General features: G+C 72.3%; 9 protein-coding genes. 5 read left to right on the forward strand and 4 right to left on the reverse strand.

All coding sequences use genetic code 11. The features are described 5' to 3' along the window. The first annotated feature begins 109 nt into the window (after window positions 1–109). Window positions 110–1,561, forward strand: a complete 1,452-nt coding sequence (locus I3F54_RS30010; RefSeq protein WP_240122081.1) for a cation:dicarboxylate symporter family transporter — start codon at window positions 110–112, stop codon at window positions 1,559–1,561. Window positions 1,562–1,651: 90 nt separating this feature from the next. Here the strand turns inward: I3F54_RS30010 and I3F54_RS30015 are convergent, their stop codons facing one another. Further along, a complete protein-coding gene (locus I3F54_RS30015; RefSeq protein ID WP_240122073.1) occupies window positions 1,652–2,281 on the reverse strand; it encodes a TetR/AcrR family transcriptional regulator in 630 nt (209 codons plus the stop codon). A gap of 119 nt (window positions 2,282–2,400) precedes the next feature. Here I3F54_RS30015 and I3F54_RS30020 point away from each other — a divergent pair, with 119 nt between their 5' ends. The 4 genes from I3F54_RS30020 (at window position 2,401) to I3F54_RS30035 (ending at window position 7,485) form a co-directional block, all read left to right on the forward strand. Beyond that, entirely contained in the window at window positions 2,401–4,074 is a 1,674-nt protein-coding gene (locus I3F54_RS30020; RefSeq protein ID WP_240122074.1) for an MFS transporter, read from the forward strand. 228 nt (window positions 4,075–4,302) lie between these two features. Then, complete coding sequence (locus I3F54_RS30025) at window positions 4,303–4,731, forward strand: MerR family transcriptional regulator (protein ID WP_240122075.1); 429 nt, start codon at window positions 4,303–4,305, stop codon at window positions 4,729–4,731. Then, window positions 4,728–5,060 (forward strand): thioredoxin domain-containing protein, encoded by a 333-nt coding sequence (locus I3F54_RS30030; protein WP_308374117.1) that lies wholly within the window; start codon window positions 4,728–4,730, stop codon window positions 5,058–5,060. The genes I3F54_RS30025 and I3F54_RS30030 overlap by 4 nt, the downstream gene beginning before the upstream one ends. A 133-nt stretch (window positions 5,061–5,193) precedes the next feature. Beyond that, entirely contained in the window at window positions 5,194–7,485 is a 2,292-nt protein-coding gene (locus I3F54_RS30035) for a UvrD-helicase domain-containing protein (protein WP_240122083.1), read from the forward strand. Window positions 7,486–7,658: 173 nt separating this feature from the next. Here the strand turns inward: I3F54_RS30035 and glgB are convergent, their stop codons facing one another. The 3 genes from glgB to I3F54_RS30050 form a co-directional block, all read right to left on the reverse strand. Next, complete coding sequence (glgB, locus tag I3F54_RS30040) at window positions 7,659–10,202, reverse strand: 1,4-alpha-glucan branching enzyme (protein ID WP_240122076.1); 2,544 nt, start codon at window positions 10,200–10,202, stop codon at window positions 7,659–7,661. A gap of 28 nt (window positions 10,203–10,230) precedes the next feature. Beyond that, a complete protein-coding gene (locus I3F54_RS30045) occupies window positions 10,231–11,637 on the reverse strand; it encodes a phosphotransferase (RefSeq protein WP_240122077.1) in 1,407 nt (468 codons plus the stop codon). A gap of 91 nt (window positions 11,638–11,728) precedes the next feature. After that, window positions 11,729–11,880: alpha-glucosidase C-terminal domain-containing protein (locus tag I3F54_RS30050; RefSeq protein WP_240122084.1), on the reverse strand; the 152-nt coding region annotated here is incomplete at its 5' end.

Below are 11,880 nucleotides of genomic sequence, written 5' to 3' on the forward strand. Positions count from 1 at the left end.
TCTCCGCTCCGGCGTGAACTCAATGAACGGAAGGGTGACCGCCGTCACAGGGCGGGAGATAGTCCCTGCATTCCCCCCCACCGATCCGGACGTGAGCCGCACGCCGGTCATGCCGACGAAGACGTCAAGGAGGGCAGCCGTGGCCGCCAGTACCCCCGAAACGGCACCTGCCGGTCCCGCTGGGAAGCGGGACCGCACCCACTACCTGTACATCGCGGTGATCCTCGCGGTCGCCCTCGGCATCGTCGTCGGCCTGGCCGCGCCCGACTTCGCCGTCCAGCTCAAGCCGCTCGGCAAGGGCTTCGTGAACCTGATCAAGATGATGATCTCGCCGATCATCTTCTGCACGATCGTGCTGGGCATCGGCTCCGTGCGGAAAGCCGCCAAGGTGGGTGCCGTCGGCGGGATCGCGCTGGTCTACTTCCTCGCCATGTCGCTGGTCGCGCTCGGCATCGGTCTCGTCGTCGGCAACATCCTGGAGCCCGGCAGCGGGCTCGCGGTCACCGACGCGGTCAAGAACATCGGGCACGCGCAGGTCGACGCGGAGTCGAAGGACACCACCGAGTTCCTGCTCGGCATCGTCCCGACCACGATCGTCTCGGCGTTCACCGGGGGCGAGGTGCTGCAGACGCTGCTGATCGCGCTGCTGTGCGGGTTCGCTCTGCAGGCCATGGGCAGCGCCGGGCAGCCGGTCCTGCGCGGTGTCGAGCACATCCAGCGGCTCGTCTTCCGTGTCCTCGCCATGATCATGTGGGCGGCGCCGGTCGGCGCGTTCGGCGCCATGGCGGCGGTCGTCGGCTCGGCCGGCCTGGAGGCGCTCAAGAGCCTGGCCGTGCTGATGCTCGGCTTCTACGCCACCTGCTTCCTCTTCGTGTTCGTCGTGCTCGGCGCACTGCTGCGGATCGTGGCCGGCCTGAACGTCCTCACCCTGTTCCGGTACCTGGCCCGCGAGTTCCTGCTGATCCTGTCCACCTCCTCCTCCGAGTCCGCGCTGCCGCGCCTGATCGCGAAGATGGAGCACCTGGGGGTCAGCAAGCCGGTGGTCGGCATCACCGTGCCGACCGGCTACTCCTTCAACCTCGACGGCACCATGATCTACATGACCATGGCGTCGCTGTTCATCGCCGACGCCATGGGCACCCCGATGTCGGTCGGCGAGCAGATCCCGCTGCTGTTGTTCCTGCTGGTGGCCTCCAAGGGCGCGGCGGGTGTCACCGGCGCGGGGCTGGCGACCCTGGCGGGCGGACTCCAGTCGCACAAGCCGGCCCTGGTGGACGGCATCGGGCTGGTCGTCGGCATCGACCGCTTCATGAGCGAGGCCCGCGCCCTGACCAACTTCGCGGGCAACGCCGTGGCCACCGTGCTCGTCGGCACGTGGACGAAGGAGATCGACAGGGACCGGGTCCGTCAGGTCCTCACCGGCGAGCTGCCCTTCGACGAGAAGACGCTGCTCGACGAGAACGAGAACGAGAACGAGAACGAGCGCGCGGACGAGCCCGCGTCGGACGCCGGCCTGCCGGAGCAGCAGGAGGACGGCGACAAGGAACTGGCCCCGGCCTGATCCACGCCTCCACGCCACACGGCGCCGCACTCCGGACGCCCGGCCCCGCCTGAACCGGGGCCGGGCGTCCGGCTCTCTCCCCGGCCGTCCCTACGCGCTCAGCTCCGCCACCAGCGCGGTGGCCGCGGTGGCCGGCACGCCCGCCGTGGTGAGCACCGTGACCGCGGCCGAGCGGCCCGCCTCCCGTGTCGCCAGCAGGCCGTCGTTCACGGCCTCCATCAGCGCGAAGAGCACCTGCTCGTGCACGTACGCCAGCGCCGGCGCCGGTAGCGGCGAGGTGAAGACCCCCTTGTCCAGGCCGCGTTGGAGGATCTGGACGCTGTTGTGCCGCACCGGCGCCAGGCGCTCCCGGATGCCCTGCATGGTGACCGTGCGCTGGGCCAGCGCCACCAGCAGCCGGTAGCGGTCGGCGATCTCCCACACCGCGAGCACTGACCGGGCCACCGCCCGAGCGGGGTCGTCCACCCCCTCGCGGCCCGCCGCGTGCGCCGCCGCCAGCGCCTCCACCGCCTCGTCGACCAGCGTGCTGATCAGCGCCTCGCGACCCGGGAAGTGGCCGTACACGGTCCGTCGTACGACGCCCGCGGCGCGTGCGATCTGGTCCATGGACGCATCCGGGTCGCGCAGCAGCTCCGTGAGGGCCACGTCGAGGATGCGGCGGCGGTTGGCGTCGGCGCGTGAGGGACTACCCGTGGCGTTACCCGTGGTCATGACGGCCATTCTGCCCTCCTTCGACTTGCACAGCTCTGTGCAACGGCGTATCTTGCACATCGTTGTGCATTTGCACGCTGCTGTGCAAATGAGGAGTGCTTGTTCGTTGAGGAAGGCGAACCCTGCCCATGCGACTCGTCGTGACCGAACCGGTCGAGCGGACGGAGGGCCCCTACCGGCGGCGCTGGTGGGCCCTGCTCGTACTCTGCCTGAGCCTGCTGATCATCGTGATGGCGAACACCGCCCTCACCGTCGCCGCGCCCGACATGACCCGTGACCTCGGCCTGTCCAGCGCCGACCTCCAGTGGGTCATCGACGGCTACACCGTCCCCTACGCCGCGCTGATGCTGCTCCTCGGCGCGATCGGCGACAAGTACAGCCGCCGCGGGGCGCTGATCCTCGGTCTCGTGGTCTTCGGGGGCGGCGCCGTCGCCGGCTACCTCGCCGGCGGCTCCACCGCCGTCATCGCCGCCCGCGCCGTGATGGGCGTCGGCGCGGCCCTCATCATGCCCGCCACGCTCTCCCTGCTCGCGGCGACCTTCCCGCGCGCCGAGCGCGCCAAGGCCATCACCCTGTGGACCGCCACCGCCGGCCTCGCCATCGCGGCCGGACCGCTGGTCGCGGGTGCCCTCCTGGAGAACCACGGCTGGTCCTCGACGTTCCTGATCAACGTGCCGGTGGCCGCGCTCGCCATCGTCGGCGCCCTCGTGCTGGTCCCGCCGTCCAGGGCGGCCCACCACGACCGGATCGACTACGTCGGCGGCCTGCTGTCCGTGGCCTCGATCGGCGCGCTCGTCTACATGATCATCGAGGGGCCGCACTTCGGCTGGAACGGCAGGGCGGTCGCCGCCGCGGCCGTCGCGGGCGTCGGTCTGGTCGCCTTCGTGCTGTGGGAACTGCGCCACCCGCGCCCCGTGCTGGACGTCCGCCGGTTCACCGGCCGCCGCTTCGCCGGGTCGAACCTCGCCGTGGCCCTGTTCTTCCTGGCCGTCTTCGGAGCCTTCTACTACCTCACCCAGCACCTCCAGTTCGTCCTCGGCTACGACGCCCTGGACACCGGCCTGCGCATGCTGCCCCTGGCCGGCGCCGTCTTCGTGGGCTCGGCGCTGACCGGGTACCTCACCCCGCGCGTCGGCATGAAGTGGACGGTCGGCGCGGGCATGGTCGGCGGCACGGCCGCACTGGCGCTGCTGACTCGCGTGGACGCGGGATCGTCCTACGGCGACTTCGTGCTGCCGCTGGTCGTGCTGGGCCTGGCGATCGGGCTCGCGCTCTCCCCCTGCACGGACGCGATCATGGGGTCCTTCCCCGAGTCCGAGCTGGGGGTCGGCGGCGCGGTGAACGACACCTCGCTGGAACTCGGCGGCTCACTAGGCATCGCGATCCTCGGCTCGCTGCTGGGCACCTCCTACTCCGACCACCTCGCCGACGCCGCACAGGGCGGCAAACTGCCGGCTTCGGCGCTGAGCACCGCGCAGGACTCCGTAGGCGCCGGGTACGCCGTCGCGCAGGGGATCGGCGACCAGGCCAGGCAGGCCGCCGAGCAGGCGGCCCGGGCGAGCGACCCGCAGCAGGCCGCCCAGCTCACGGCCCAGGCCGACCAGCTCGCCGAGGGCGCCCGTCGGATGGCCGACGCCGTCGGCTCCTCCTTCTCCGACGCCGTCGCCCACACCAGCCTGGTCGGCGCCGTCGTCCTCGGTGTCGGCACGGTGCTCGTCACCCTGCTGCTGCCGCGCAAGGAGCGGGCGGTGGCGGACGAGCCCGCCGAGGTGCGGGAGCCCGAACTCAGCGGGATCTGCTGACCCGGGCGGGTCCCCGCTGGGCGGGCGGGTCCCCGGTGGGTCCGCCAAGAACCCGCCCGCCGCTGCCGGGGCCCGGGGCGTGGCGTGCCCCGAGGTGCGGCGCGCCCCTCGGGGGCGTCGCGGGCGCCCGTCCCGGCCGACGGCGGACCGAGCCGGGCGAACCCGTCCGGCACGAGCCCTGCCGCCGCTCTTGCCTTGACGCCGGCGTCAGGACCTACCGTCGGGGACATGCGCATCGGCGAACTGGCCGCACGGGCCAAGACCACCACCCGGACGCTGCGGTACTACGAGACACGGGGCCTGCTGCCCGCACGACGCGACGGCAACGGGCACCGGACGTACGACGAGCGGGACCTGAAGCTCCTGGAGCAGATCCGGACGCTGCGGGACTTCGGGTTCGAGCTGGAGGAGACCCGGCCCTTCGTGGAGTGCCTGCGCGCCGGGCACGAAGAGGGGGACACGTGCCCGGCCTCGCTCATGGTCTACCGCCGCAAGCTGGCCGAGCTGGACTCGCTCATCGGCGAACTGCGGGGCGTGCGGGGGACGGTGGCCGCGCAGCTGGCACGGGCCGAACGGGCGAGGGACGCGCTGGCCGCCGACGCGCTGGCTCCGGGAGGTCCGGAGCCGTCGTGCGAACTGGGAGGGCAGGGACTGTGATCAAGGCTGCGGGAGTGGACGAGGTGACGGACGCGGACTTCGGGGCCGAGGTGCTCGGGGCGGATCGGCCGGTGCTGGTGGAGTTCACCGCCGACTGGTGCCCACCTTGCCGGCAGATGGGGCCGGTGCTCAGTGCCCTGGCAGCCGAGGAGGGGGAGCGGTTGAAGATCGTCCAGCTGGATGTGGACGCCAACCCGGAGACCACCCATGCCTACCGGGTGCTGTCGATGCCGACCTTCGTGGTCTTCCGCGCGGGCGAGCCCGTGAAGTCGATGGTGGGTGCCCGGCCCGAGCGCAGGCTGCTCCAGGAGCTGTCGGACGTGCTGTGACCCCACCCGGACACGGGATCCGGACACGGGAAATCCCCCGAGCAATTGCGCTCGGGGGATTCTTCTGCGTATATTCGACGTTTCGCGACTTCCGGTATTCAGCGCGCGAAGAAGTGCTAGTGAACCAGAGTATATCCGGGCGGGAGTGGAATTGTCAAACACCGAATTTCCGGACGATGAATTGCGACGCGAACAGGAATTCATCGACGGGTTGTACGCGCGGGTGGACGCCCTGCGTGGCGACACCGAGGACTCCGTCGCCGGCGCGCTCGCCCAGGGGGACAAGCCGATGCAGGCGAGACTGGAGCGGGACATCCTGGTCGCCGAGCGCTCTGGCCTGCTGGCCGCGCTGAACGGGGTGGACGGCTCACTGTGCTTCGGCCGTATCGACCTCACCGGCGGTGACAGCCACCACATCGGCCGGATCGGACTGCGCGCCGACGACGCCGACCGCACCCCCGTCCTGATCGACTGGCGTGCCGCTGTGGCCCGGCCGTTCTACCTGGCCACCGGCCATACCCCGTTGGGCCTGCGCCGCCGCCGGCACATCTCCACCGAGGCCCGCACCGTGACCGCGCTGCACGACGAGATCCTCGACCTGGGCGACCGGGAGCGGACCGGCCATGAGGATCCGGCCGGCGACGCCGTGCTGCTCGCCGCCCTGGACTCCGCGCGCACCGGCCGCATGAGCGACATCGTGCAGACCATCCAGGCCGAGCAGGACGAGATCATCCGCGCCCCGCACCGCGGCGTGCTCGTCGTCGAGGGCGGACCGGGCACCGGCAAGACGGCGGTCGCCCTGCACCGCGCCGCCTACCTCCTGTACGAGCACCGCGAACTGCTGGCCAAACGGGCCGTGCTGATCGTCGGCCCCAACCCGGCCTTCCTCGGCTACATCGGCGAGGTGCTGCCGTCCCTGGGCGAGACCGGCGTGCTGCTGGCCACCGTCGGCGAGCTGTTCCCCGGCGTGCGGGCCACCGCCGCGGACACCCCCGAGGCGGCGGCGGTCAAGGGCCGCGCGGTGATGGCCGAGGTGCTCGCCGCGGTCGTGCGCGACCGGCAGGCGCTGCCCGATCCGGTCCTCACCGTCGAGCACGACCGGGAGGTCCTCATGCTCGACGACGGACTGGTGCGCGTGGCGCGCGAGCGGACCCGCGCCACGGGACTGCCGCACAACGCGGCCCGCGAGCACTTCGAGGGCCACATCCTCAACACGCTCACCGACCTGTACGCCGAGCGCGTCGGCACCGACCCCTACGACGGCACGAGCCTGCTCGACGCCGCCGACATCACGCAGATCCGCGACGAACTGGCCGACAACCCCCACGTGTGGTCCGCCATCGACCGGTTGTGGCCGCACCTGACCCCGCAGCGACTTGTCGCCGACTTCCTCGCCGACCCCGACGGGTACCTCCCCGCCGAGGACGCCGCGGTCGTCCGCCGCCCGGTGACCCGGGCATGGACCACGGCGGACGTGCCGCTGCTGGACGAGGCGGCCGAACTGCTCGGCCAGGACGACCGGACGGCCAGGGCCCGCGCCGAACGGGAGCGCGAGTCCCAGGTGGCCTACGCACAGGGCGTGCTGGACGTCTCCTACGCCTCCCGCACCTACGAGTTCGAGGACAGGGACGACGAGGAATCGGAGGTGCTGTCGGCGCACGACATCATCGACGCCGAACGCTTCGCAGAACGCCAGGAGGAGGACGACCACCGCAGCGCCGCCGAACGCGCCGCGGCCGACCGCACCTGGGCGTTCGGGCACATCATCGTCGACGAGGCGCAGGAGCTGTCGCCGATGGCCTGGCGGCTGCTCATGCGGCGCAGCCCCACCCGCTCCATGACCCTGGTCGGCGACCCCGTGCAGACCGCGGACGCGGCCGGCGCGGGCTCCTGGGCGGACATCCTCCACCCCCATGTGGAGGACCGCTGGGTGCACACCCGGCTCGGCGTCAACTACCGCACCCCCGCCGAGATCATGCAGCTCGCGGCGGCGGTCGTGCGGGCCGAGCACCCGGACTTCGTACCGCCCGGCTCCGTCCGCTCCACCGGTGTGACGCCCTGGGCGCGCGCCGCGGACGACCTCCCCCACGCGGTCGCCGAGGCGGTGGCCGAACTGACGCCCGCCGAGGGACGGCTCGCGGTGATCGCCCCGCGCGCCCTGCACCGCGCGCTGGCCGCCCGCCTGGACGGCGTCACGGCGGGCGCCGAGCCCGACCTGGCGCGGACGGTGGTCCTGCTCGACCCCCGTCAGTCCAAGGGTCTGGAGTTCGACTCGGTGCTCGTCGTCGAGCCCGCCGCGTACGGCACCAGCGACCTGTACGTGGCCCTCACCCGCGCCACCCAGCGGCTCGGCGTGGTCCACCGCGGGGACCTGCCGAAGGCGCTCTCCGACGCGCTGGCGGAACAGGACGCCGGCAGGGCCTGACGGCGTACGGCGGCGGTCCCGAGCCGCACCGCGGTGCGGCTCGGGACCGTCCCGGCACACGGCCCGGCCGGGTGGACCGGCGTCCCGGCCCGGTCGGGTCCGTGGTCACACCGGTGGTCCCCGGTCCGCCGCCCACCGTCCCGGGCGGCGGGAAGCAGCGGGCTCCGCCACCGTCACGCGGGGCGCAGCCAGACCGTCGCCAGCGGAGGCAGGGTCAGCCGGATGCTCGCCGGGCGGCCGTGCCACCCCTGGGCCTCCGGTTTGACCGGATCGGGCTGGACGACACCGCTGCCGCCGTAGCGCGCCGCGTCGGTGTTGACGACCTCGTGCCAGGCCGGGACGTCGTCGGGGACGCCGAGGCGGTAGTCGTGGCGGACGACGGGGGAGAAGTTGCTGACCGCCAGCAGCGGGGTGCCCTGGGCGTCGTACCGCAGGAACGCGAAGACGTTGTCCTCGACCGCGTCCCCGACGACCCACTGGAAGCCGTCGGGGTGGACGTCGAGTTCCCACAGGGCGGGCGTGCCGCGGTACACCGTGTTCAGGTCGCGCACCAGGTCGCGGACGCCGCGGTGGTCGGCCTCCGCCCCGTAGTGCGGGTCCAGGAGCCACCAGTCCGGCCCGTGCGCCTCCGACCACTCCGCGCCCTGCGCGAACTCCTGCCCCATGAACAGCAGCTGCTTGCCGGGGTGGGCCCACATGAAGCCGAGGTAGGCGCGGTGGCCGGCGCGCTGCTGCCACCAGTCGCCGGGCATCTTCGACACCAGCGACCGCTTGCCGTGGACGACCTCGTCGTGCGAGATCGGCAGGACGTAGTTCTCGCTGTAGGCGTACACCATCGAGAAGGTCATCTCGTGGTGGTGGTACCTGCGGTGCACCGGCTCGTGGCTCATGTACTGGAGCGAGTCGTGCATCCAGCCCATGTTCCACTTCAGCCCGAACCCGAGCCCGCCGAAGCCGCTCGGCCCCTTGTGGTGGGTGGCCCGGGTGACGCCGTCCCAGGCCGTCGACTCCTCGGCGACGGTCACGACACCGGGCACCCGGCGGTAGACGGTGGCGTTCATCTCCTGGAGGAACGCCACCGCGTCCAGGTTCTCCCGGCCGCCGTGCACATTGGGCAGCCACTGACCCGGCTCGCGCGAGTAGTCCAGATACAGCATGGAGGCCACCGCGTCCACGCGCAGCCCGTCGATGTGGAACTCCTCGCACCAGTACACGGCGTTGGCGACCAGGAAGTTGCGCACCTCGCGCCGCCCGAAGTCGAACTCCAGCGTCCCCCAGTCGGGGTGCGCGGACCGCAGCGGATCCTCGTGCTCGTACAGCGGACGCCCGTCGAACTCCGCCAGCGCCCAGTCGTCCCGCGGGAAGTGCGCGGGCACCCAGTCCATCAGCACCCCGATGCCCGCCCGGTGCAGCCGGTCCACCAGGTACCGGAAGTCGTCCGGGGTGCCCATCCGGGCCGTCGGCGCGTAGAACCCGGTCACCTGGTAGCCCCAGGAACCGCCGAAGGGATGCTCGGCGACCGGCATCAGCTCGACATGGGTGAAGCCCAGGTCCCTGACGTAGGCGGGAAGCTGCTCGGCCAGCTGACGGTAGGTCAGTCCCGGGCGCCAGGACGACAGATGCACCTCGTACACGGAGAACGGCGCCTCGTGCGGGGGGCGGTCGGCACGCCGGTCCAGCCACTTCCCGTCACCCCACTCGTACTGCGAGGACGTCACGACGGACGCCGTGTCCGGCGGGGTCTGGGTGCGGCGGGCCAACGGGTCGGCGCGCAGCGTCCGGGAGCCGTCCGGCCGGGTGATCTCGAACTTGTACAGCTCGCCCTCGCCGACCCCGGGCGCGAACAGCTCCCACACCCCGGTCGAGCCCAGGGAGCGCATCGGCCAGCCCGTGCCGTCCCAGTAGTTGAAGGTGCCGGCCACGCGCACGCCCCGCGCGTTGGGCGCCCACACCGAGAAGCGGGTGCCGGTCGCGCCCTGGTGCGTCATCGGATGCGCGCCGAGGACGTGCCACAGCTGCTCGTGCCTTCCCTCGCCGATCAGATGCAGGTCCAGCTCGCCCAGCGTCGGCAGGAAGCGGTACATGTCCTCGGTGTCCAGCTCCGCCCCCTCGTACGCGACGAGCAGGCGGTACTCCGGTATGTCCCGCAGGGGCAGCAGGGCCGAGAAGAACCCGTCCCCGTCGTCGTGCAGTGAGGTCCGCAGCTCTCCTGCGACCACCGTGACGCTCCGCGCGTACGGCCGGAAAGCCCGGAAGACCACCCCGCCGGGCACCGGATGCGCCCCGAGGACGGCGTGCGGAGCGTGGTGCGTGCCGGCGAGGAGCCTCTCGCGGTCGGCGGCGTCGAGAGCGGGGGACACGGCGACGGCGGCCGGGCCCGCGGGTTCGAGCGGCGTGACAGGCGCCGGCTCTGGCGGTACCGGGGCCTCCACCGCGGGCGTGGCCCTCCCGGTGCTCCCGGTCCCCTTCGGCGCGGTCGCCCGGGCCGGAGCCGTCTTCTTCGTCGCCGTCGTCTTCGGCACGGCCTTCTTCGCCGCCGCCTTCTTCGCCGCGGTCGTCTTCGGCACGGCCTTCTTCGCCGCCGCTGTCTTTTTCGCCGCTGTCTTCTTCGCGGGTGTCTTCCGCGCGGGTGTCTTCTTCGCCGCGCTCTTGTCTGCGCTGTCCTCTTCTGCCGGCCTCTGCGGATCCGGACCGCTGGACGGGGGGCGGGGGGTCACGGGTGGAGCCTCCTCGGCGAAGGGTGGGTCAGATCGGATCGGATGCCGTGCCCAGACCGGCGTACTGCTCGATCGCCGCCATCGGCACGGCGAGCCAGTCGGGTCGGTGCCGGGCCTCGTAGACGACCTCGTAGATCGCCTTGTCCGTCTCGAAGGCCCGCAGCAGCACGGGGTCGGTGCGTGGGTCACTGCCGCTCACCTCGCCGTACCCGGCGCAGTACGCCGCCCGGCAGGCCCGCGCCCACTCCGGGTCGGGTGGTTGCACCGAGTGCGCCGCGTAGTCGAAGGAGCGGAGCATCCCGGCGACGTCCCGCACCACCGGCTGCGGCATCCGCCGCTCGGCCAGCGGCCGGGCCGGCTCTCCCTCGAAGTCGATCAGCGACCACTGCCCGGAGGGCGCCCGCAGGCACTGCCCCAGATGCAGGTCGCCGTGGATGCGCTGGGCGGTGACACTGCGGCCCTCGGCGGCCAGATCGGCCACCGCCTCGAACGCGGTGCGCAGCCCGGGCGCGTACGGCTGCAGCGCCGGCACCGCGTGCGCCGCCGCCTCCAGCCGCTCGATCATGCCGCCGACCAGCGGTTCCAGCTGGGCGTGGCCCAGTGTCACGAGCGGCAGGGCGTGGGCCAGCGCCGTGTGCACCTCGGCGGTCGCCCGCCCCAGCGCCCGCGCGTCGGCACCGAAGTCCTCGCCCTTGGCCAGTTCCCGCAGGGCCAGCTCCCAGCCGTCGGTGGCGCCCTGGAGAAAGGGCTGCAGCACACCGAGGACGTACGACTCCCCGCGCACCTCCGCCTGCATCCAGGCCGCCGGCGCGGGCACCCGGGCGCAGCCCTGGCGGGCCAGCGCGAGCGGAAGCTCCAGATCGGGATTGACACCGGGCACCACCCGGCGGAGCAGCTTCAGGATGAACGTGTCGCCGTACACGACGGACGAGTTCGACTGCTCGGCGGTCATCAGGCGGGGCACCAGGCCCGGTCGTATCCCGCGGCCCGGCTCCCGATCGAAACGAAGCCCGCCGATGCGTGCCCGGGAGCGCATCGCCTCCAGGAGCACCTCGGCGGGCCGGGGGTCGTACAGGGCGTCGTACACCGTGTGTCCGGCGAGCGGGCCCTCGCTCACGTGCCCGATCAGCGCGGGCGCCAGCCGGGGCGGCAGCGCCTCGCGCACACCTATGAGCAGCTGGTAGCAGTCCGCGGGATGGGGGGCCGCGGCCGGCAGTGGGACGGTGGGCTGATGGGCGCGCACCAGCAGGTGGTGCAGGCCCACCCGCCCACCGTGCGGCAGCAACTCCGTGGCCGCCACCAGCGAGAACCCGCTGACCGGCCGTCCCTTGCCCGCGAACCAGCGCTGCCGCGGCATCCACTCCCGCAGCAGGGGGTCCAGTGATGCGAGGAGACCGTGGCTGGCAGTGCCCGAGACTGTGACCGTTTCCGCCATGGGCGTCACGTCCTTTCCCCGGGGGAAGGCCGTCGGGGTTTACTCATGCGTGCCCCGGGCGGGACGGGGGAAACCGCCCCGCCCCGGGTTCCTAGGGGGCTTCCTTGCGGAGCCGGAACCAGTAGAAGCCGTGGCCTGCGAGGGTGAGCAAGTAGGGCAGGTCGCCGATGGCCGGAAAGCGCACTCCGCCGAAGAGTTCGACCGGGTGGCGGCTGTTGAAGGTACGCAGGTCGAGTTCGGTGG

Origin of the sequence: Streptomyces sp. MUM 2J, from assembly GCF_022414535.1 — a bacterium.
Lineage (GTDB): Bacteria > Actinomycetota > Actinomycetes > Streptomycetales > Streptomycetaceae > Streptomyces.